At 46.9% G+C, this 21,082-nt stretch carries 23 protein-coding genes; 19 read left to right on the top strand and 4 right to left on the bottom strand.

The genetic code is table 11. The annotated features are described in order from the left end of the window. The first annotated feature begins 80 nt into the window (after window positions 1–80). From glyA to UXZ23_RS02210, 17 genes are all read left to right on the top strand, one after another. Window positions 81–1,343: a serine hydroxymethyltransferase gene (glyA, locus tag UXZ23_RS02290; protein WP_320819039.1), complete on the top strand. Its 1,263-nt coding sequence runs from the start codon at window positions 81–83 to the stop codon at window positions 1,341–1,343. Between the two features lie 146 nt (window positions 1,344–1,489). Next, complete coding sequence (locus UXZ23_RS02285; RefSeq protein WP_320819038.1) at window positions 1,490–1,843, top strand: hypothetical protein; 354 nt, start codon at window positions 1,490–1,492, stop codon at window positions 1,841–1,843. A gap of 281 nt (window positions 1,844–2,124) precedes the next feature. Beyond that, window positions 2,125–3,033 (top strand): metal-dependent hydrolase, encoded by a 909-nt coding sequence (locus UXZ23_RS02280; RefSeq protein WP_320819037.1) that lies wholly within the window; start codon window positions 2,125–2,127, stop codon window positions 3,031–3,033. A gap of 363 nt (window positions 3,034–3,396) precedes the next feature. After that, window positions 3,397–4,320 carry a metal-dependent hydrolase gene (locus UXZ23_RS02275; RefSeq protein ID WP_320819036.1) on the top strand — a complete coding sequence of 308 codons (924 nt, stop codon included), beginning with the start codon at window positions 3,397–3,399 and terminating at the stop codon, window positions 4,318–4,320. Between the two features lie 371 nt (window positions 4,321–4,691). After that, complete coding sequence (locus tag UXZ23_RS02270) at window positions 4,692–5,618, top strand: metal-dependent hydrolase (protein WP_320819035.1); 927 nt, start codon at window positions 4,692–4,694, stop codon at window positions 5,616–5,618. 162 nt (window positions 5,619–5,780) lie between these two features. Next, window positions 5,781–6,257 (top strand): transcriptional regulator NrdR, encoded by a 477-nt coding sequence (nrdR, locus tag UXZ23_RS02265; protein WP_320819034.1) that lies wholly within the window; start codon window positions 5,781–5,783, stop codon window positions 6,255–6,257. After that, the gene (ribD, locus tag UXZ23_RS02260; RefSeq protein WP_320819033.1) at window positions 6,254–7,378 is read left to right on the top strand and encodes a bifunctional diaminohydroxyphosphoribosylaminopyrimidine deaminase/5-amino-6-(5-phosphoribosylamino)uracil reductase RibD; all 1,125 of its coding nucleotides are present in this window, start codon (window positions 6,254–6,256) and stop codon (window positions 7,376–7,378) included. The genes nrdR and ribD overlap by 4 nt, the downstream gene beginning before the upstream one ends. 15 nt (window positions 7,379–7,393) lie before the next feature. Then, window positions 7,394–8,044: a riboflavin synthase gene (locus tag UXZ23_RS02255; protein WP_320819032.1), complete on the top strand. Its 651-nt coding sequence runs from the start codon at window positions 7,394–7,396 to the stop codon at window positions 8,042–8,044. 64 nt (window positions 8,045–8,108) lie between these two features. Then, complete coding sequence (gene ribBA / locus UXZ23_RS02250) at window positions 8,109–9,224, top strand: bifunctional 3,4-dihydroxy-2-butanone-4-phosphate synthase/GTP cyclohydrolase II (RefSeq protein WP_320819031.1); 1,116 nt, start codon at window positions 8,109–8,111, stop codon at window positions 9,222–9,224. A gap of 16 nt (window positions 9,225–9,240) precedes the next feature. After that, the gene (gene ribE, locus UXZ23_RS02245) at window positions 9,241–9,717 is read left to right on the top strand and encodes a 6,7-dimethyl-8-ribityllumazine synthase (RefSeq protein WP_320819030.1); all 477 of its coding nucleotides are present in this window, start codon (window positions 9,241–9,243) and stop codon (window positions 9,715–9,717) included. Between the two features lie 5 nt (window positions 9,718–9,722). Then, window positions 9,723–10,184 carry a transcription antitermination factor NusB gene (gene nusB, locus UXZ23_RS02240; protein WP_015488251.1) on the top strand — a complete coding sequence of 154 codons (462 nt, stop codon included), beginning with the start codon at window positions 9,723–9,725 and terminating at the stop codon, window positions 10,182–10,184. 18 nt (window positions 10,185–10,202) lie between these two features. Beyond that, a complete protein-coding gene (gene thiL, locus UXZ23_RS02235) occupies window positions 10,203–11,153 on the top strand; it encodes a thiamine-phosphate kinase (RefSeq protein ID WP_320819029.1) in 951 nt (316 codons plus the stop codon). 93 nt (window positions 11,154–11,246) lie between these two features. Further along, the gene (locus UXZ23_RS02230; RefSeq protein ID WP_320819028.1) at window positions 11,247–11,531 is read left to right on the top strand and encodes a DUF1244 domain-containing protein; all 285 of its coding nucleotides are present in this window, start codon (window positions 11,247–11,249) and stop codon (window positions 11,529–11,531) included. A gap of 51 nt (window positions 11,532–11,582) precedes the next feature. Further along, complete coding sequence (locus UXZ23_RS02225) at window positions 11,583–12,284, top strand: SIMPL domain-containing protein (protein WP_320819027.1); 702 nt, start codon at window positions 11,583–11,585, stop codon at window positions 12,282–12,284. Window positions 12,285–12,289: 5 nt separating this feature from the next. Further along, complete coding sequence (locus UXZ23_RS02220; protein WP_320819026.1) at window positions 12,290–12,547, top strand: DUF1653 domain-containing protein; 258 nt, start codon at window positions 12,290–12,292, stop codon at window positions 12,545–12,547. Window positions 12,548–12,551: 4 nt separating this feature from the next. Next, window positions 12,552–13,028 (top strand): Cys-tRNA(Pro) deacylase, encoded by a 477-nt coding sequence (gene ybaK, locus UXZ23_RS02215; RefSeq protein ID WP_320819025.1) that lies wholly within the window; start codon window positions 12,552–12,554, stop codon window positions 13,026–13,028. Between the two features lie 42 nt (window positions 13,029–13,070). Further along, window positions 13,071–13,463, top strand: coding sequence for a hypothetical protein (locus UXZ23_RS02210; protein ID WP_320819024.1), 393 nt, complete (start codon window positions 13,071–13,073; stop codon window positions 13,461–13,463). Between the two features lie 75 nt (window positions 13,464–13,538). Here UXZ23_RS02210 and UXZ23_RS02205 read toward each other — a convergent pair whose 3' ends face one another. From UXZ23_RS02205 to UXZ23_RS02190, 4 genes are all read right to left on the bottom strand, one after another. Then, window positions 13,539–14,924, bottom strand: coding sequence for a class II fumarate hydratase (locus UXZ23_RS02205; protein ID WP_320819023.1), 1,386 nt, complete (start codon window positions 14,922–14,924; stop codon window positions 13,539–13,541). A 178-nt stretch (window positions 14,925–15,102) separates the two neighbouring features. Beyond that, window positions 15,103–15,957, bottom strand: coding sequence for an SDR family NAD(P)-dependent oxidoreductase (locus UXZ23_RS02200; RefSeq protein ID WP_320819022.1), 855 nt, complete (start codon window positions 15,955–15,957; stop codon window positions 15,103–15,105). Window positions 15,958–16,184: 227 nt separating this feature from the next. Continuing rightward, a complete protein-coding gene (locus UXZ23_RS02195; protein ID WP_320819021.1) occupies window positions 16,185–17,039 on the bottom strand; it encodes an SDR family NAD(P)-dependent oxidoreductase in 855 nt (284 codons plus the stop codon). Between the two features lie 10 nt (window positions 17,040–17,049). Further along, the gene (locus UXZ23_RS02190; RefSeq protein ID WP_320819020.1) at window positions 17,050–18,507 is read right to left on the bottom strand and encodes an NAD(P)/FAD-dependent oxidoreductase; all 1,458 of its coding nucleotides are present in this window, start codon (window positions 18,505–18,507) and stop codon (window positions 17,050–17,052) included. A gap of 133 nt (window positions 18,508–18,640) precedes the next feature. On the opposite strand from UXZ23_RS02190, the gene UXZ23_RS02185 reads away from it, so the two are divergent. Together UXZ23_RS02185 and UXZ23_RS02180 are read left to right on the top strand one after the other, a co-directional pair. After that, window positions 18,641–19,315: a hypothetical protein gene (locus UXZ23_RS02185; RefSeq protein ID WP_320819019.1), complete on the top strand. Its 675-nt coding sequence runs from the start codon at window positions 18,641–18,643 to the stop codon at window positions 19,313–19,315. A gap of 144 nt (window positions 19,316–19,459) precedes the next feature. Further along, window positions 19,460–21,073 carry an NAD(P)/FAD-dependent oxidoreductase gene (locus UXZ23_RS02180; protein WP_320819018.1) on the top strand — a complete coding sequence of 538 codons (1,614 nt, stop codon included), beginning with the start codon at window positions 19,460–19,462 and terminating at the stop codon, window positions 21,071–21,073. Window positions 21,074–21,082 lie beyond the last annotated feature (9 nt).

Genomic DNA, 21,082 nt, shown 5'->3' with positions numbered 1-21,082 from the left:
CATCGTCAAGTGCCACGAGCCGCAGTTTGCGTTAGAATGCCGCCTTTGAGATTACTACCTGTCTACGTGAGGACACCCTGATGTTTAGCCGTGATATGAACATAGCGGATTTCGACCCTGATCTGTGGGCGGCGATGAAAGCCGAAGACGCTCGTCAAGAGCACCACATTGAGCTGATCGCATCCGAAAACTACACCAGCCCACGCGTCATGGAAGCTCAGGGTTCACAACTAACCAATAAGTACGCCGAAGGTTATCCGGGCAAGCGTTATTACGGCGGTTGTGAGCACGTTGACGTGATTGAGCAATTAGCAATCGACCGTGCCAAAGAATTGTTTGGCGCAGGTTACGCTAACGTGCAACCACACTCGGGCTCACAAGCCAACGCTGCGGTTTACTTCGCGCTTTGCCAGCCAGGCGACACCATTCTAGGCATGAGCTTGGCACATGGCGGTCACTTGACGCATGGTGCATCAGTATCCTTTTCTGGCCGCGTATACAATGCAGTTCAGTACGGTCTTAACCCTGAAACGGGCGAAATTGATTACGCAGAGGTTGAGCGTCTAGCAATTGAGCACAAGCCAAAAATGATCGTAGCGGGCTTCTCGGCTTACTCACGCGTTGTTGATTGGAAGCGTTTCCGTGAAATTGCTGATCAAGTAGGCGCATACCTATTTGTTGATATGGCACACGTTGCTGGCCTTATCGCTGCTGGCGTGTACCCAAGCCCCGTAGGGATTGCAGACGTCGTAACCACAACGACTCACAAAACCTTACGCGGTCCACGCGGCGGTTTGATTCTGGCTAACGACAATGAAGAGCTAAACAAAAAGTTTAACTTTGCCGTATTCCCAGAATCACAAGGCGGTCCATTGATGCACGTAATCGCTGCTAAAGCGGTGTGTTTCAAAGAAGCCATGTCAGAAGACTACAAAACCTACCAAGCGCAAGTGGTAAAAAATGCCCAAGCGATGGCTGAAACCTTTATCAGCCGTGGTATCAAAGTCGTTTCTGGCGGTACTGACGATCACTTATTCTTAGTTGATTTAATCGGCAAAGAATACACAGGTAAAGATGCGGATGCAGCCCTAGGCCGCGCTAACATTACTGTGAACAAAAACTCAGTACCAAACGATCCACGCTCACCATTCGTAACCTCAGGTTTGCGTATCGGTAGCCCTGCCATCACTAGCCGTGGCTTTAAAGAAGCTCAGGCAACTGAGTTAGCAGGTTGGATTTGTGACGTATTAGATGGCCTAGAAAACGGCACATCTGAAGCGGCTGAAGCGGCTGCAAAAGCCAAAGTGGTTGCCCTTTGCGAACAGTTCCCTGTTTACAAATAAGCAATTTCTGATTAAAAAAACCGGCCAATGGCCGGTTTTTTTATGCGTGTCATTCTCGCCAGTGTAATCTGTATTGGACGTTGTCACGATGCTGTCACACTTCTGTCATATCGTCTTACTCGAACTGACACTATAAGTGGACACGTATGAATCAGTCATGGACCCCTGTTACCGAAACCCAGCTCATTCAACAAATTGCGCTTGAGGTCACTTCTCTCGACGCCGACGTACACAACCTGTGGAAATTAATACATTTACCAAACCCAGAATTATGGCAGCAGCATCCATGGGGCGACGAATGTTGCGGTTTTTGGGTACTCGCGACCTTCGGTCGTCATTGTGTTTATTTTAATGACATTACTCAAAGTTATGCGCTTGGACAGTTTGAACACTGGGGACGCATCGCCGACTATCGTGCAGGCGTTGATTCACTAAACTACCTTCTCGATCCTTTAGTGAACGCCCTAACTCAAGAAAACACAGATACCAGCAATGCCTAAGCGCCACTAAGTGGCGTGTCTAGTGCCTATGTTTGGCACCTTTCGCATACGGTGTGGCCGTAGTTAACCCTAGCTCCGTTAACGAATACTTATCGGTTTATTGATCTCGCTCAATTTATTAAACCCCTTTTGCCAAACCTGAGTGATTCAAGCACCTCTTGGCCTTATAAGTGGCGATAAATAATGGCTAATTCCTACCTTCAAACCTGCCGTCGCAGCGCGTTAAATAATCCTACGAAAACACAATTCGACAAAATCTAAAACAATAAGAGGTAATTGCGATGACTCAGGCAGCTAACGCAAATAATGATTCAACACGCATGACCGCCGGTGAAAGAGCGGGAATTCCGCCACGTCGTATGGATTTCCAGTTTGCTGACGACACCAAGCGTTATTGGTACGCCGATAACGCATTTTTAACCACTTTTTGGACAACGCTATCAGCGCTTTTTCCAGCGGGTGAAACCTTCTTCATCGACTCCGTTAAAAACTACCGTGATCGTGTCACCGGTCAAGAATTAAAAGATGAGATTTCCGGCTTCATCGGTCAAGAAGCGATGCATACAAAAGAACATCAGGCCTTTAATGATATGGGAGCCAAGCACGGCCTACCAACTCTACAACTAGATAAAGAACTGTGGGGCTTGTTAGGCTTAGTAAAAAAAATATTTCCGAAAAAACTGCAGCTAGCAACTACGGTAGCGCTTGAGCACTATACGGCAATTTTAGCTGAGCAATTATTGCGCGATAATCAACATCAAGAGAACATCCAAGATCAAGAAGCCTTAAAGTTATGGATGTGGCACGCGCTAGAAGAGAACGAACACAAAGCAGTTGCTTATGATGTGTATGAATTAATTGGTGGCGGTTATTTCACTCGCGCAACGGCAATGATACTTGCGACGCTCGGTTTTATTATCTTCGTTGGCCAAGGTCATATCCGTCTGTTATGGGCAAATGGCTCCCTATTCAATTTGAAAGACAACTTAAAGGGCATGTGGGCCTTGTGGGGTTGGAAAGGTCTATTCCCGCGTTTGCTGTTTAAGTATCTAGACTTCTTCCGTCCAGGATTTCATCCGAATGACCACGATACCGTGCAACTACTGGATGATTGGCGTCACCGCATGCTCGATCAAGGCGGTATTCTGGCTAGCCAGATTAAAAACCCGAGCAAAACAGCAGCTGCATAAGCGAATATCAACTGCAATAAGAGGGCTAGTTCTGGCCCTCTTAGCCAACATCCAGAAAAGAATTGGCATTTTAAGCCCAAGGTTTGGCACACTCTGCACATCCGTGGCAGATTAAAACCCCACCTCACCTCGTAGAAATTTCACCCTCATACCCGTATTTGACGGAAAAACACCGATTGTTGCTTTGTAGTACAAGAATTTTGATATTTTCAGTCTTAGCACGCCACAAACAACCCTGGCGTGACATATTATGACTCCAAGTACAGAAAAAAATTGGCGGACTGCTACCTTTAGAGATAGTCATGGACGGCGTCTAATAGTGTAGTGAAATAAACAAACAACAAAGCACAGCAGGACTCTCATATGACAAATGCAACTTTAGCCGACACCAACACTGGCACTGTCCGTATGACAGCCGGCGAGCGAGCAGGCATTCCTCCGCGTCGCATGGACTTCGAGTTCACCGACGAAACAACCCGTTACTGGTATGGCGATAACGCCTTCTTAACGACGTTTTGGACGACGCTGTCAGCGCTATTTCCCGAAGGCGAGACCTTCTTCGTTGATACGGTAAAAAACTACCGTCACATCATTACTGAACAAACACTGAAAGACCAAGTATCTGGCTTCATTGGGCAAGAAGCGATGCACAGCAAAGAACATGAAGCGTTCAACGGTATGGCCAGCAAGCACGGCTTTCCGACTGAAAAACTTGATAAAGAGCTGGGCTGGTTATTTAAGGTCATTCGCAAAGTTATTCCTAAGCGCATGCAACTTGCAGCAACCGTAGCTCTAGAACACTACACCGCAATTCTAGCGGAACAGCTCTTGCGCGATGAACGTCACCAAGAAATGTTCAAAGACAAAGAAGCATTAAAATTGTGGATGTGGCACGCCCTAGAAGAAAACGAACACAAAATTGTTGCCTACGACGTGTATAAATTAGCCGGCGGTAATTACGCTGAGCGCGTTTTTGTTATGTTCATTGCGACAGTGATCTTTTTCACCGTTGTTGGCACTGGCCATATCCGCCTCCTGTGGGCAGACAAAAGCTTGTTCAACTTCAAAGAAAACTGGAAAGGTTTGAAGTTCCTATGGGGCTTTAATGGCTTATTCCCGCGCTTGGCTGGCCAGTACTTTGATTTTTATCGCCCAGGTTTCCACCCGAACGATCATGATACTGAGGCGCTACTAGACGATTGGCGTCATCGTATGCTAGGTGACGGCGGTATGTTGGCGGATCAAATCAAAAATCCAAGCAAGACACGCCCAGCGGCTGCGGTTTAATATCATCTCAGCTTAGCAAGTAGCTCTAAAAGAGGCCGATTCGTCGGCCTCTTTTTTTTATGTACGTCGCCAGATATGACACATATGCAAATATCTTTTGGCACATATAACACCAATGGCAGTTAAAAACCCCCTCGGTGTAACATAACCTCCCATAAATTTACCGAATATTGAGCGTAAAATACGGGTAGAAGTCTTGTATAAGTATTTATCGACGCATTTTCGGCATGACCTCGCCAAAATCGTTAATGATCTGTCTTTCTTGCACCCATAACACCTGAATCAAATTGGCGGAGAGCTACCTTTTACCAATGACTTAGACAACGTTTAATAGTTTTCGTGATTTAAACAAACAACAGCAGGACTCTCATATGACACAAGCAACATTAGCCGATACAAACACTGGCAATGTCCGCATGACTGCAGGCGAGCGTGCCGGTATTCCACCACGCCGTATGGACTTTGAGTTCTCAGAGGACACCAATCGTTATTGGTATGGCGACAATGCTTTTTTAACGACATTCTGGACCACGCTATCAGCGCTTTTTCCAGAAGGTGAGACCTTCTTCGTAGACTCTGTGAAAAACTACCGTGGCATCATTACAGATCCAATGCAAAAAGCGCAGGTATCTGGGTTTATTGGTCAAGAAGCCATGCACAGTAAAGAGCATGCCGCTTTCAATAATATGGCCGCTAATCATGGATTCCCTGCCGAGCAGTTGGATAAAGAACTCGGTATGTTATTCAAACTTGGCCGTAAAATATTGCCAAAGAAAATTCAGTTAGCGATCACTGTAGCGCTTGAACACTACACCGCGATTTTGGCAGAACAGCTACTACGCGATGAACGCCACCAGCAAATGATTAAAGACCCTGAAGCATTAAAGCTTTGGATGTGGCATGCCCTAGAAGAAAACGAGCATAAAGTCGTGGCTTACGATGTTTACGAATTGGCCGGGGGCGGTTACTTCACTCGTACACTGACGATGATTATCGCCACTATTTTCTTCTTTGGAGTAGTAGGTACAGGTCATATGCGCTTGTTATGGGCAGATAAGAGCTTATTTAAGTTCAAGGACAACTGGAAAGGCTTCACCTTCTTGTGGGGTTGGAAAGGTTTGTTCCCACAACTTGCTGGTAAGTATCTTGATTTCTTCCGTCCGGGCTTCCACCCGAACGATCACGACACAGTGGCACTACTTGATGAGTGGCGCCATAAGATGCTGGACGAAGGCGGAATGCTTGCTGACCAGATCAAAAACCCATATCGCGCAGCGAAGTCCACCGCTGCTGCTTGATTGTTCGATTGCTTCACACTTTGGGCCGCCTCGAGCGGCCTTTTTTATGGCTGATATTCGTGTTTGATAACGGCCCATTACTTGCCTGAAACGCCCAGCCGGAGTACCATGCGCTCTCTGGCTGAATCGCCTATTTCCCTTATTCGGAACGCTCTTTAACGTATGCATTGTCCTTTTTGCGCCCATCCAGAAACCAAAGTCATAGACTCCCGTCTGGTTGCCGATGGTGAGCAAGTGCGCCGACGCCGGGAATGCATACAGTGTGGTGAACGTTACACCACGTTCGAAACCGCCGAATTAGTCATGCCTCGTATCATCAAACACGACGGTACCCGTGAGCCCTTCCACGAAGAAAAACTCCGCTCAGGTATCCAGCGAGCGCTGGAAAAACGCCCTGTTAGTGTCGAGGACGTGGAAGCCGCTATCGTACGTATCAAACATAAGCTGCGCGCCATGGGCGAACGCGAAATTAATAGCCGCGTTCTTGGTGAATGCGTTATGGCTGAACTTCGCCAACTAGACCAAGTTGCGTATGTTAGATTCGCCTCTGTTTACCGCAGTTTCAAAGACCTCGACGAATTCCGCGCTGAAATTGAGCGTTTGTCGCCATCCAGTCATGATGAGGTCAGTACGCAATGAATCACGAATATTATATGGCCCGTGCCCTACAGCTCGCCAAACTCGGTTTATACAGCACTAGCCCTAACCCTAGAGTTGGCTGCGTCATTGTGCGTGAAGGCGTTATTGTTGGTGAAGGCTGGCACAAAAAAGCCGGTGGCCCTCATGCCGAAGTGCAGGCCTTACAGGATGCTGGCGATATGGCCAAAGGCGCAACCGCTTACGTTACCTTAGAGCCTTGTGCACACACAGGACGCACAGCCCCATGTGCACAAGGTTTAATTGATGCCGGTATTGCTGAAGTTATTGGTGCCACACGCGATCCTAACCCTTTGGTGTCTGGTCGTGGTTACAACATGCTACGTGACGCTGATATCGAAGTGACAGAGCACTGTCTGCAAGCCGAAGCTGAGGCACTCAATGCTGGCTTTATGAAGCGTATGCGCACTGGCCTACCTTTCGTTCGCGTTAAATTAGCGCAAAGCCTAGATGGTCGTACCGCAATGGCATCCGGCGAAAGTCAATGGATTACCGGCCCAGCAGCACGTCGTGATGTGCAAAGAACGCGCGCACGCAGCTGCGCTGTTATTACAGGTGCCGATAGTATCCTGATTGATAACCCTGCCATGACGGTACGCCCAGAAGAAACCGGGATAGAACTCGAAGAGCACCTATGGCGTCAGCCATTACGCGTTGTCATCGACGGACGCAACCGTATTGGCGGCGATGCTAAATTATTTGCCCAGAAAGGTGATGTATTAATTGCCACTCGCAAGGTTAGCGCTGATCCCATTTCCCGCGACGAAAAGTTAGGGAAACTGGCTTACTGGAGCGGAGAGAAAAAAGACAAAGTCGATCTTTACGCTCTATTACAGGAACTTGGCGAGCGCGGATGCAACGAAGTATTAGTTGAATCGGGGGCTGCTCTTGCGGGTGCATTTGTCGCTGCAGGATTAGTCGATGAACTGATTTTATATTGTGCCCCCACCCTATTGGGGAGCAACGCTCGCCCACTGCTATCCTTACCTTTGGATAGCATGGAAGAACAAATACGCTGGCATTGGCAGGACTCACGTCAAGTAGGTGATGATTTACGTCTTACCTTGCGCCCCGTCAAACCCCCAGTCGCAAAAGAAGCGTAACGAAAGGTCTGTAACGTGTTTACCGGAATCATTGAAGCGGTTGGCCGTGTCGCCAATATATCGCAACAACAAGGGGATATCCGCTTACGGGTAGCAACCCAGTCATTGGACCTTAGCGACGTTAAGTTGGGCGACAGTATCGCCACCAATGGCGTTTGCCTAACTGTCGTTACTTTGCATGGTGATGGTTTTGAAGCGGATGTCTCGCGCGAATCCATTACGCACACCCGAATTGCTCAATGGCAGATGGGTGATAAGCTGAATTTAGAGAAGGCCATGATGCCAACCACGCGAATGGGCGGACACATTGTCAGCGGGCACGTTGACGGTGTAGGCCGAGTACAAAGCCGTCATGCTGACGCTCGCTCTGTGCGCTTTGATATCGAGGTACCAGCAGACTTGCGCCGTTATAATGCCTCAAAAGGGTCTAGTACGGTTGATGGCGTGAGTTTAACCACCAATGACTTAACCGCCACTGGGTTTAGTCTCAATATCGTGCCGCATACTGCTGAGCAGACGACCCTGTGCGATTTACAACCTGGTCATCATGTTCACTTGGAAGTCGATGTCATTGCTCGTTACCTAGAGCAATTACTAACAGGCAGCAAAACAGCAAGTAACGCTATTACACCCAGCTTTTTAGCCGAGAATGGTTTCTGGAAATAATTTCGTTACGGTCGTGAGTACATCGCCACGATCAACATAGACATTTTAGATAGGGTGAGCAGCTATGCCACTGAATAAAATCGAAGACATTATTGCCGACATTCGCGCCGGAAAAATGGTCATTCTTATGGATGACGAAGATCGTGAAAACGAAGGCGACATTATTGTTGCTGCGGAAAAAGTAACGCCTGAAATTATCAATTTTATGGCCACGGAAGCACGCGGATTAATCTGCTTAACTCTAACCGGTGATCGCTGTGATTACTTAGGCTTACCGTCAATGGTTGCTGGAAATGGTGCGCGTTTTTCCACGCCGTTCACTGTCTCTATTGAAGCAGCCGAAGGTGTGACCACGGGTATTTCAGCGGCTGATCGCGCGCGTACTATTCGCGTGGCGGTCGATTCTTACAGCAAACCGGAAGACATAGTACAGCCTGGTCATATATTCCCATTACGTGCGCGTCCTGGCGGTGTATTAAGCCGCGCCGGTCATACCGAAGCCGGTTGTGATTTAGCGCGTCTGGCGGGGCTACTGCCATCGTCCGCGATTGTTGAAGTCATGAATGCCGATGGCACTATGGCGCGTCGTCCAGATTTAGAAATTTTTGCGGAAAAGCACGGCCTTAAAATCGGTACGATTGCCGATTTAATTCACTACCGCATGGCCAACGAAAAAACCGTTGAGTGTTTATCCCAAGACACAGTGCACACCGAATTTGGTGATTTTACGTTGCACACCTTCCGCGACACGATTTTAGGTGAAACTCATTTAGCGTTGAGCTTAGGCACGGTATCGCAAAACGAACCGACACTCGTGCGGGTACAAACCAATAATCTCATTCGCGATGTTCTAGGTTTACGCACCCCTGACTCACCAAGCTGGTCATCTACCCAAGCATTAAAGCGTATTGCTGAAGAAGGCAAAGGTGTCTTGGTGTTGTTGTCTGCTGATCAAAAAGAAGATGTTAACGATAATCTTGATGCCTTCTTTGGTCGTGCGCGTCCGGTACGTAGTCCTAACACCGATAGCTCAGGCGCCTTTTTAACCATAGGCACTGGCTCCCAAATATTACGCGAGCTAGGCATTAAAAAAATGCGTTTACTCAGCTCCGAAATGAAATACAGCGGGATTTCTGGCTTTGATCTAGAAATCACCGAATACATCCCTTTTTGCGAATAAGTTTAGAGATAAGACTATGAAACATATTAAGACGATTGAAGGAAACCTCACTCCAAACGATGGCCGCTACGCCATTGTTGTTGGCCGCTGGAATGCTTTCGTTGTTGAAAGTTTACTAGAAGGTTCGGTTGATTCTTTGTTACGTCATGGCGTCGACAAAGATAACATCACCATCATTCGTGCTCCGGGTGCCGTCGAAATTCCATTAGTGGTTAAAAAAGCCGCTGCTAGCGCTAAATACGATGCGATTATCGCATTGGGTGCTGTTATTCGTGGCGGCACACCGCATTTCGAATACGTGGCTGGTGAATGTGTGAAAGGCTTGTCGTCAGTGGCAATGCAGTACGACATTCCAGTGGCATTTGGCGTACTAACCGTAGATACCATCGAACAAGCAATCGAACGCTCTGGCACAAAAGCAGGCAATAAAGGCGAAGAGGCAGCCATGTCTGCCTTCGAGATGGTTGCTCTACTTAAAGCCATGGAGGCTTAATTTCGATGTCACGCATTTCTGGCACTCAAAAAGCGAGCCCTGCAGCACGTCGAAAAGCACGTCGCTTCGCCGTTCAAGCTTTGTATCAATGGCAAGTAGGTGGTGCAAACCTAACTCAAATCGAAGCGGAATTCCGTACTGACAACGATATGAGCAATGTGGATTTAGAATATTTCAGCGATATTTTGCATGGAGTGCCGCGCGAGAAAGGACGTCTTGATGAAAAATTTGCACCCTTCTTAGATCGCCGTATTGATGAAATGACACCGGTTGAACTCGCCATTTTGCGTTTAGCAGCCTACGAAATGGCCCATCGTTTAGACGTACCTTACAAGGTCGTTATTAACGAAGCCGTCGAGCTAGCGAAAACCTTCGGCGCTACCGATGGCCATAAATACGTCAATGGTGTGCTTGATCGTTTAGCACAGCGCGAACGTATGGTCGAAATCAAAGGCCCTCGCGGTTAATCCGCTGCCGGAGCGATCATGAGCGAGCACAGAGGCGAGTTCGATCTGATCCGGCGTTACTTTGCCGACGGGTATCCCCAATGCGAGAATATTCGTTTAGGAAATGGTGATGATGCCTCCGTTATCACCGTACCTGCAGATATGGATTTAGCGCAAAGCATTGATACCCAAGTGGCCGATGTTCACTTTCCGGCCAAGGCTCCCGCCCATTTAATTGCTGGCCGCGCTCTGCGTTGTGCCGTTAGTGACTTAGCCGCGATGGGGGCATGGCCTCAAGGCTTTCATTTAGCATTAACCTTGCCTAAAGCCGACGAAGAATGGCTAGCGGATTTCGCCACGGGTTTGAGGCAAACGGCACATGAGTTAGGGATTGGACTGTTAGGTGGAGACACCACATCCGGACCAACCACCGTAATCACTATCGCTGTGCAAGGCTTACTACCACAGAATGAACGCCTTATTCGCTCTGGAGCAGAAGCCGGTGATGATATTTGGCTCACCGGTAACCTAGGTGCGGCGACGCTGGCGTTGGATACGGTAATCAACGAGCCCGCTCGTCAAACCAAATTCACTCAGGCGTATTACCATCCACAAGTGCACATCGCCTTTGGACAATTACTGTTAACCGTGGCATCGGCATGCCTAGATATATCCGATGGGCTATTGCAAGATGCTACGCATATCGCAAAACAATCTAATGTCACTATGCACATAGAGGCAGCATGGATTCCAACGGCTGTGCCAATGAGTAACAGTAACTGGTCTCGTTGCCTTACCGGCGGAGATGATTACCAATTATTGTTTACAGCACCACCAGAGTACCGCACTCGAATTGAAGCCTTTGCAACCACCGTTGGCTTAGATCAGTGCCTGCGTATTGGTAGCGTTAAAGCCGGTGCTGCTAAAGTTGAGTTATGCCACAATGGAGAGCCTCTCGAATTGGCGACCAGTGGTTACCAACACTTTTAAGCTTCGATATTTTTAAACCACAAACTTCGCAACCATTATGATGCACTAAGGTCGAACCTAGTGGTCACAATTTACTGCTACACAGGATACGCCATGACCAAAACTGAAATAGAAGCTGCCGCATTCCGCCGATTATTGAAACATCTAGACGAACGCAAAGACGTGCAAAATATTGATTTAATGAACCTCGCAGGATTTTGCCGCAATTGCTTAGCAAAATGGTACACCTCTGCGGCAGCCGAAGGCGGAGAAGCGTTAACCTATGATGCTGCGCGCGAGATTATTTACGGTATGCCATATGATGTTTGGAAGGCGCAATACCAGCAAGAAGCAACACCAGAACAATTAGCCGCTATGGATAATTCGTCACAGTTATAAAACAATAAACTAGACGACATGTGCGTATAAAACACGAAGGAGATTGAACCTGTGAAACAATTATCTGCGTTTATTATTGCCCTATTTATTATTTTCCCTAGCTGGGCCGACGAACCTTTTATCGACGTCAGTGGTTACGGCAAAATCGAAGTAATGCCCGATTATTTGCAGCTGTACATTTCTCTTAGTGATACCAAGAAAACATTAGCCGAAGCCCGCGACAGCGTTGAGTCCGTGTTCCAGCAAGTATTGAAAGTGCGGTCTGATTTAAATATTAGTAAAGATGACATCGACGCAGCGCACATTAGCAATCAACCAATGTACGAATGGCAACGCGATAGCAGCACGCGCAAATACACCGGCGAACAAGTCACCCGCCGCGTGACTATTACACTGCGCAATCTTGATGATTACGGCCGTTTAGTACACCGCTTAATGGAAGATGGCCGCATTCAAATTCAAAATACTAATCTGCGTTTTAATGACCTGCCAAGCTTACAGCGTCAAGCCGCCAAACTTGCTCTACTCGATGCACGCGACAAAGCGAATTTTATGGCCACAACGTTAGATAACAGCCTAGGCGCAGTGCAGTTTATTCAAGAGCAAGGCGGCTACAGTCCTCAGCCGGTTATGATGATGGCGCAAATGCGCAACGCAAAAATGGAAGATTCGTCAGTTGGATCAGAAATGTTGATTCAAAAACAAGATATCGAACAGAGTGTGCAAGTTCGCTTTGCCATTACAGAAAAATAGTAAAAATGAACGAAGATATAACAACACCTAGTATAAAAAGTGGTCGCTACCGTCACTACAAGGGTAGCGATTACGAAGTGTTCGGTTTAGTGCGCCACAGTGAAACCGAAGAGTGGTTGGTGCATTATCGTACGCTCTACGGTGATTTTAGCCACTGGGTCAGGCCGTATGCTATGTTCACGGAAGAAGTTGTTATTGGCGGTGTTGCCCAACCACGCTTTGCTCTAATAGATGACAAAACAGTGATTGTTAACGGCCAATAACATCATGACTCCCGCCATTAATGCCGCGAAAAAAGCGGGTATTCGCTACGACATTCTAGAATATCAACACGATCCTGATGCCCCATCTTACGGCGAAGAAGCAGCCAACGTTTTAAATCTCCCTCCTGCGCAAGTCTTTAAAACCTTACTGGTCAGCCTCAGCGGTCATAAAAGTCCACTTGCGGTTGCCGTTCTGCCGGTTAGTCATCAACTCAGCCTCAAGGCTATCGCGAAAGCGCTTGGTGCAAAGAAAGCAGATATGGCCGATCCTAAAGTGGCTGAACGAACAACGGGGTACATCGTTGGGGGGATTAGTCCAATTGGTCAAAAGAAAGCTCTGCCTACCGTAATAGACCAGAGTGCGACGGCATTTACCGCCATTTATTGCAGCGCAGGACGTCGAGGTTTAGAAATTGGCCTAGCAGCTAACGATTTAGCCTCACTCACCCGAGGTATTTTTGCAGAAATTACGGCACAATAGGCAAAGCGTTGTTTTTTCTATTGTTGTCATAAGTGATTTCGCATGAAGCTGCCTAAGCTCGCCCCATTATTAATGCTCCCTTTGCTGCTAATAGCAGCATGTACACCACTGGGATACCAAAAAGCACAAGTTAGCCCAGACACTCACCAAGACGGCTATCTAGATAAAGAGGTCTCGCCTGGAGTTCATATAATTGAAGTCCGCCAAGAAGCGCGCTACGTCCTGATGTTTCATCGCGAGACGACGGAAGCTCGTTTTCGTACTCACTGGGAACGCCGCGCTGCCGAACTGTGCCCTAACGGTTATACCGGCACACCCGAGATGATTTCTCCGCGCGAAGCGCGTATCGACGAATTTTATTGCACTCTCGAAGTCTGTCAGAAATATCCTTTATTATCGGGTGTCGCCTTCTGCAAAAAAGTATACGAGCTGTAAATACAGCTCGTCACTATCGCGCAAAATCGCGCAAAATCGCGCAAAATCGCGCAAACTAGATCAAAACATCCGCATTTAAGCTAGGCCGCCCCGAGTTAAGTGGTCTGGATCAAGTAATTTCGTTAATTCTGCCCGCGTTAAATCAGTATGTTCTTCGGCAACATCAATAATCGCACGCTGCTCGCGGTAAGCGAGCTTGGCAATTTCTGCCGCTTTGGCGTAGCCAATAATCGGATTCAACGCCGTTACTAAAATTGGATTGCGCGCCAAAGCCTCTTGCAGTCGGGCATCGTTCACCTTAAAAGTCGCAATTGCTTTATCCGCTAACACTAGACTGGCTTGGGTCAGTAAATGAATACTGTGCAGTAAATTACTCGCTATCAATGGCAACATGACATTCAGTTCAAAATTACCTGACTGCCCAGCAACTGTTATGGTGGTGTCATTGCCAATAACTTGGGCAGCCACCATAGCAACCGCTTCAGGGATAACGGGATTAACCTTACCTGGCATAATCGACGAGCCAGGCTGCAGCGCTTCCAACTCTATCTCGCCCAATCCTGCGAATGGTCCAGAATTCATCCAGCGTAAATCATTGGCGATTTTCATTAGGGACACGGCTAAGGTTTTCAACTGACCCGACACAGCTACAGCACTATCTTGGCTCCCCATTTGACTAAACCGATTATCCGCCTCAGTAAAAGCTATGCCCGTTTGCTGCGACAATACTTGGCAAAATAATGCGGCAAATTCAGGGTGAGCATTAATTCCCGTACCGACCGCCGTACCACCTTGAGCAAGGGATTGAATAACTGGCTGCAACTGTTCAAGGTTGCGGATATTTTGCTGAATTTGGCTCGACCAAGCGTAAATGGTTTGATCCATACGCACGGGCATAGCATCCATTAAATGCGTGCGACCTGTTTTTACGATATTTTTTAAACTTTCCGCTTTGACATCCATGACCTGCTTTAAATGGTTCAATGCTGGCAATAATTCACAGACTAAGCCAATAGATGCCGCGACATGAATGCTGGTAGGAATAACATCGTTACTGCTTTGCCCAGCGTTCACGTGGTCATTCGCATTCACCGTTTGCTCACACATCATAGAAGCTAGGTGTGCCAAGACTTCATTAGCATTCATGTTGGTGCTGGTGCCAGAGCCAGTTTGAAATATATCAATGGGAAAGTGATCCATAAAATCATCACTGTCGAGCAAGCCTTGTGCAGACTTCTTAATTGCTGCTGCAATTTCAGTATCTAATTGATCGAGCCGACAATTGGCTTCTGCCGCAGCCATTTTCACATTTAACAAAGCGCGAATAAATGCGCTCGGCATTGTCTGTTGACTGATATTGAAGTTATTAATTGCTCGCTGAGTTTGCGCGCCGTAGAGGGCGTAGTTAGGGACTTCAAGATCCCCCATGCTGTCGTGTTCTATTCGTGTTGCACTAGTCATGCGCCATACACTCCTATGATCGCCAATGTTCAATCCCCAGACTAAGGGAATACACAGCTATTAGCCAATAAGACTCATGTATCAAACTGCTAGATACTCTTATGACGTCAGCAGGGTGTTTTTTTACGCCAAATAAAAAAGAGCGCCGTGGCGCTCTTTTCAATCGAATAAACCGGATTTAAGCGGCTTTCGTATTCATCTTCTTCTGTAGGCCAACTACTTTAGTGAAAATCCACTGATAAGAAGTCGGCAATAGACGTACCATAATATCTAAGAAGTGAGCATCCGGCCCAATCAGCACACGACGCTTGTTCTTCTTAACACCATTAAGAATGGTCTTAGCAGCTTTATCAGGGGTAGTGATAAACATCTTCTCGAAGTTGGCAACGGTATCGTTGTCATCAGTACCAGTAATCGAAGCCGTGCTCGATGACATACGTGAAGACTTAGCGATGTTAGTTTTGATACCACCTGGATGAATACAGGTCATGCTTACCGGGGATCCAGTGCTCTCTAAATCCTGACGTAACGATTCACTCAAACCACGCACTGCGAACTTACTGGCATTATAACCGCTCATCAGTGGCTGAGATGCCAAACCAAATACGCTAGAGATATTAATGATATGCCCTTCTCCACCACGTTCCATGTGCGGCAAGAAGGCTTTAATACCATACAAAACGCCGTAGAAGTTGATGTTCATAATCCATTCGAAATCTGAGATTTCTAAAGCAGCTACCGTACCCGCTAGAGCAACACCTGCGTTATTGAATACCATACTTACTTTACCGTGATCGGCGACTACTTGGTCTGCCCAAGCAAATACGGCTTCTTTATCCGATACATCAAGCTTTTGGATGGTCACTTTAACTGGGTAGCGACCCAACATCTCCGCAGTGTCCGCTAAACCGGCTTCACTTACATCGCTGATCGCTAGGTTGCAGCCTTGCTGCGCAAGATTCATAGCTAACGCACGCCCGATACCTGAACCAGCACCTGTAATAGCTGCTACTTTATTATTAAAATTTTGCATAATGAATCCTCAGTTTTAACTCCCTAGTGATGGGAGCTATCGGTCTAGTCGCGCCTAAACACGACCATCGTTAAATGTCTTTGCCTACAATGCATGCACTTTAACTGCCTTTGCCAAAATGCACAGGTCAGTTACGGACATTATCCAGCGTCGTAGAAGCGCTCTAGGAATCCAAAAGCAAAAAAAGGACGCCAAAGCATCCTGAAGGTACTGCAACCCAAAAATATTCAAGCAGCTTTTTTATTCAGTTTGCCCTGAAGCTTAACCACTTTAGTAATAATCCACTGATATCCAGCAGGAAATAAACGAACCATAGCGTCAAACACGTAAGCATCTGGACCAATCAATACTCGACGTTTATTTTTCTTAACACCATTTAGAATAGTTTTTGCAGCTTTATCTGGAGTAGTGATAAAGGTTCGCTCGAAGTCTTTAATTGTTTTATCGTTATCTGATCCCATCACTTCAGATGTACTAGCAGACATACGCGACTGCTTAGCAATATTCGTTTTAATACCACCAGGATGAACACAAGTAGAACTCACGACAGATTTAGTACTCTCCAAATCTTGGCGCAAAGATTCAGTTAAGCCACGAACCGCAAATTTACTGGCGTTATAACCACTCATTAAAGGTTGAGATGCTAAACCGAAAATACTGGAAATATTAACAATTTGACCTTCACCACTGCGTTCTAAATGTGGCAAAAAGGCTTTAGTACCATAAAGTACGCCATAGAAATTAATATTCATGATCCATTCGTAATCAGAGATATCTAACGCAGCAACAGTGCCAGACAAAGCCACTCCGGCATTATTAAATATCATATTTACGCGACCATGATCCGCCACTACTTGATCTGCCCAAGCATAAAATGCATCTTTATCTGAAACATCAAGTTTCGCCGTTGTGACCGTTACCGAATATTCGCTCAATAAGGCAAGCGTTTCAGCCAAACCCGCTTCGCTGACATCACTCAACGCCAAGTGACACCCTTGCTGGGCAAGATTAGTCGCTAACTCACGCCCGATACCTGATCCTGCCCCCGTAATCGCAGCAACTTTATTATTAAAATTTTTCATGGCGCTTCTCTCAATTTATCGTGTGATCGGCACTGCGAAAGTTTTTCGTCCAGCGCAAGTAGGTAAAGCTAAAGCCAGGGAACATGGCTATAACATGCCCACTTTTACTTTTATACCAGCTATTGCAACCACCCGACTGCCAAACCGTTTTATTCATTTCTTTATGAATGTGGGTGGTATAACTGTCTTCAGCTTCAGGCGTTACTTCAATCGTTTTAGCGCGGCGACCACGCACTGTTTTAATAGCCGACAGGATGTAATTCATTTGCGCTTCAATCACAAAGATAGCGGATGTATGACCAATGCCGGTATTTGGCCCTGTCACCACGAACAAGTTTGGAAAATTCGGTACTGTTGTACCTAGATAAGCGCGCGGGAATTCACTCCAGACTTCGCCAAGCTCTTTTCCTCCGCGACCAATAACAGGGTAAGAAATAACCCCATCGGTAGCATCGTAACCAGTGGAGTAAATAATCAAATCAAGATCTAGCGTCTCACCATCCTGAGTCTTAATGCCGGTTGCGGTGATCTCTTCAATCCCTTGCTCTTTACTATGCAGAGTAACGTTATCGCGACAAAAAGCGGGATACAAAGTGTTCGATAAAATAATACGCTTACAGCCAATAGTGTAATCAGGTGTCACCTTGCGGCGTAATTCTTCATCTTTAATTTGATGCTTAATATGGTTTTCTGCTTCGCGTTGAGCAACTAACTTAAGCATGGTCTTAGAATACTTAAATCCAACAACACGCGATTCTAGACTCCAATAGATAAAGGTACGCAACGCTTTATAAATAGATTTATTACGCAATAACGCCCGCTGCCATGGTTTAAATACACGATCTGCACGAGGCATTACCCAATGTGGCGTACGTTGAAATACATGAAGATGCTCGCAATCAGGAGCGATCGCAGGAATAACCTGTGCTGCACTGGCACCACTACCAATAATAGCGACTTTTTTACCGCGCAAATCATAATCGTTATCCCAATTATTCGTATGAAAACTCTTACCCTGAAAAGAATCACGGCCTTTAAAACTCGGAATAACGGGCGTGCTAAGCGGGCCTGATGCATTAATCACAAATTGCGAATCCAACGGCTCTTTGCCATCAAGTTCAATCTGCCAACGCTGACTGGCGGCATCCCACTCAATACGGTTTACATTGGCATTGGTGAGTGTTTTTTCACGCAATTTGTATTTTTCAATAACGTAATTGGTGTACTGGTTCAGCTCTTTTTGCTCAGCAAACATTTGCGACCAGTCATACGGCTCATGCGAAATAGAATACAACGCCGACTGAACATCGACTGCGGCACCTGGATAAGTGTTTTGGCACCAAGTACCGCCCATGAACTCGCGGCGCTCAAGAATAATAAAATCCGTAATACCCTGCTTGAGCAGATTAATAGCAGCACACTGCCCACCGAAACCACTACCGATAATAATTACGTTGTAACTTTTCATACCTGAGTACCGCCTTAAAAACGTATCAGCACAAAATTCAACCAAGACTGCTGCTGATATTGTTATTTTTATATCTATCTGACGACAGACAATGTCACTTTACTTCTGACGACAGCTGTTGTCAAATTAGCGTATGACAAAATCTACAGTACAAACAACGGGCAGAACTTACGGTGGCATGAGCCAAGAAGAGCGCATAGCCCAACGCCGTCAGCAGTTCTTGCGCGCCGGTATCGATGTTTTTGGGACAGAAGGCTTTCGCAGCGTGACGGTACGCCGTATCTGTAAAGAAGCGAAACTAACCGACCGTTATTTCTACGAATGCTGTGGCTCTATTGAATCTCTGCTGATGGATGTGTACGAACACTGCATGCAGAAAACGCTCAAAAGGGTGACGACACACATCGCCAGCCAAGCCAGCTCTAAGCAGTGGCAACAACTCATTGATACCATTTTGGATAGTTTTTTCCAGGAGATGGAAGATCCGCGTATTGCGCGTATTTGTATGTTCGAGGCTGACGGCGCCAGCGAAGAGATGCATCAGTTGTATAACCGCTACATCAGTCAGTTCGCGCAGCTAACCATTCAAGTCAGCAAACACTATGTTGATGAGTGGGCATTGAGCGATGAAGAAAGCGATGTCATTGGTAATGCGTTAATCGGCGGGGTTATTCAAGTAACTCGCAATTGGGTGCTGCAAGACTACAACACGCCGCGCGCTGTATTAGTTAGTGGTGCAGGGAAGATTTTCGCGGGTATGGCCACCCTCTTTGGTTTAACCACGAATAAAGATCTACAGCCCGCTTAAACCACAGATTTAGAAGGCATACCGGCAAGGCTCTAACTGACAGCATCAGTTGCTAAGGGTACAATACGCTCCATTCTTAGTGGCGCTTCAGCCACTAACTCTTTATTTGATAACCTCTGCCGGAGTCACCGGCCAGGATTTTGTATGATTCGTATCAACGAACTTGCCTTACCTCTAGACCATCCTACTGACGCCATTCGTAGCGCCATATTGCAGCGTTTAGCCATCAAAGATGCCGATCTTATTCAGTTCACGGTATTTAAGCGCAGCTATGATGCGCGAAAAAAATCGACTGAAATTAAGTTCATCTACATCATTGATCTAGAAACCCGCAACGATACCGAGATACTAGAGCGCTTCGCGGATGACCAGCATATTCGTGTCGCACCTGACACCGGCTACTATCCCGTCGCTCAAGCACCAGAGAATTTAACCGAACGACCGATAGTGGTTGGCTTCGGCCCATGCGGATTGTTTGCCGCACTAACGCTAGCGCAAATGGGCTTTAACCCTATCGTGCTAGAACGTGGTAAAGAAGTGCGCCAGCGCACCAAAGATACTTGGGCACTCTGGCGCAAGAAGGTACTCACCGCAGAATCAAACGTCCAATTTGGTGAAGGTGGTGCGGGTTTGTTCTCCGACGGTAAACTTTACAGCCAAATCAAAGATCCCAAGTTTTATGGCCGCAAAGTCATGCACGAATTCGTCCGTGCCGGTGCACCAGAAGAAATCTTATTTATCAGCAAACCGCATATCGGCACCTTCCGTCTAACAGGCGTTGTGTCCACCATGCGCGAAGAAATCAAAGCCTTAGGCGGTGATGTTCGTTTTGATCAAAAAGTAACTGACTTATTGATTGAAGATGGTCGGATTGAAGGTGTTGTTTTAAACGATGGCGAAATTATTCGCAGCCGTTATGTGATTTTGGCGCTGGGCCACAGCGCTCGTGATAGCTTCCGCATGCTGCATGCGCGCAATGTCTTTATTGAAGCTAAGCCGTTCGCCATTGGCTTCCGTATTGAACACCCACAATCATTAATTGATAACGCACGCTTGGGTAAATACGCAGGTCATCCTGAATTAGGCGCTGCCGATTATAAATTGGTTCACCATGCTAAAAATGGTCGCACGGTGTACTCCTTTTGCATGTGCCCTGGCGGCACTGTGGTCGCGGCAACATCAGAACCAGAGCGAGTCGTTACTAACGGCATGAGCCAATACTCTCGTAACGAGCGTAATGCCAACTCCGGCATCGTTGTGGGTATTCACCCTGAGAAAGACTTCCCCGGCGGCCCACTAGCGGGAGTGGAATTACAAGAAGCACTTGAATCAAAAGCCTATGAGCTAGGTGGCAGAGATTACTGCGCGCCCGGCCAATTGGTTGGCGATTTTATTCGTGGCAAGCCATCAACTGAGTTTGGTGAAGTTGAGGCTTCGTACAAACCCGGTGTGAAACTCGGTGATTTATTCCCGTCGCTACCGGATTACGCCATTGAAGCAATTCGCGAAGCCTTGCCAGAATTTGGTAAACAGATTCGTGGATTTGATCGCGACGACGCCATCTTAACTGGTATTGAAACGCGTACGTCATCGCCCGTTCGAGTCACTCGCGGCAACGATTTACAAAGTTTAAATACCCGAGGTTTATATCCAGCCGGTGAAGGCGCGGGTTACGCCGGTGGTATTTTGTCGGCGGGTGTTGATGGGATTAAAGTAGCTGAGGCGCTTGCGCTTGCCATGCTTGCTGACCTCAACTAAGCAATAGGT

Origin of the sequence: Thalassolituus sp., from assembly GCF_034111725.1 — a bacterium.
GTDB lineage: Bacteria > Pseudomonadota > Gammaproteobacteria > Pseudomonadales > Oceanobacteraceae > Thalassolituus.
Note: the sequence above shows the minus strand (reverse complement) of the source record. Positions and strands in the feature narration are given on the sequence as shown.

Coding starts and splice junctions, on each gene's coding strand:
- glyA (WP_320819039.1), top strand. CDS start 81: ATGTTTAGCCGTGATATGAACATAGCGGATTTCGACCCTGATCTGTGG.
- UXZ23_RS02285 (WP_320819038.1), top strand. CDS start 1,490: ATGAATCAGTCATGGACCCCTGTTACCGAAACCCAGCTCATTCAACAA.
- UXZ23_RS02280 (WP_320819037.1), top strand. CDS start 2,125: ATGACTCAGGCAGCTAACGCAAATAATGATTCAACACGCATGACCGCC.
- UXZ23_RS02275 (WP_320819036.1), top strand. CDS start 3,397: ATGACAAATGCAACTTTAGCCGACACCAACACTGGCACTGTCCGTATG.
- UXZ23_RS02270 (WP_320819035.1), top strand. CDS start 4,692: ATGACACAAGCAACATTAGCCGATACAAACACTGGCAATGTCCGCATG.
- nrdR (WP_320819034.1), top strand. CDS start 5,781: ATGCATTGTCCTTTTTGCGCCCATCCAGAAACCAAAGTCATAGACTCC.
- ribD (WP_320819033.1), top strand. CDS start 6,254: ATGAATCACGAATATTATATGGCCCGTGCCCTACAGCTCGCCAAACTC.
- ribBA (WP_320819031.1), top strand. CDS start 8,109: ATGCCACTGAATAAAATCGAAGACATTATTGCCGACATTCGCGCCGGA.
- ribE (WP_320819030.1), top strand. CDS start 9,241: ATGAAACATATTAAGACGATTGAAGGAAACCTCACTCCAAACGATGGC.
- nusB (WP_015488251.1), top strand. CDS start 9,723: ATGTCACGCATTTCTGGCACTCAAAAAGCGAGCCCTGCAGCACGTCGA.
- thiL (WP_320819029.1), top strand. CDS start 10,203: ATGAGCGAGCACAGAGGCGAGTTCGATCTGATCCGGCGTTACTTTGCC.
- UXZ23_RS02230 (WP_320819028.1), top strand. CDS start 11,247: ATGACCAAAACTGAAATAGAAGCTGCCGCATTCCGCCGATTATTGAAA.
- UXZ23_RS02220 (WP_320819026.1), top strand. CDS start 12,290: ATGAACGAAGATATAACAACACCTAGTATAAAAAGTGGTCGCTACCGT.
- ybaK (WP_320819025.1), top strand. CDS start 12,552: ATGACTCCCGCCATTAATGCCGCGAAAAAAGCGGGTATTCGCTACGAC.
- UXZ23_RS02210 (WP_320819024.1), top strand. CDS start 13,071: ATGAAGCTGCCTAAGCTCGCCCCATTATTAATGCTCCCTTTGCTGCTA.
- UXZ23_RS02205 (WP_320819023.1), bottom strand. CDS start 14,924: ATGACTAGTGCAACACGAATAGAACACGACAGCATGGGGGATCTTGAA.
- UXZ23_RS02200 (WP_320819022.1), bottom strand. CDS start 15,957: ATGCAAAATTTTAATAATAAAGTAGCAGCTATTACAGGTGCTGGTTCA.
- UXZ23_RS02195 (WP_320819021.1), bottom strand. CDS start 17,039: ATGAAAAATTTTAATAATAAAGTTGCTGCGATTACGGGGGCAGGATCA.
- UXZ23_RS02190 (WP_320819020.1), bottom strand. CDS start 18,507: ATGAAAAGTTACAACGTAATTATTATCGGTAGTGGTTTCGGTGGGCAG.
- UXZ23_RS02185 (WP_320819019.1), top strand. CDS start 18,641: ATGACAAAATCTACAGTACAAACAACGGGCAGAACTTACGGTGGCATG.
- UXZ23_RS02180 (WP_320819018.1), top strand. CDS start 19,460: ATGATTCGTATCAACGAACTTGCCTTACCTCTAGACCATCCTACTGAC.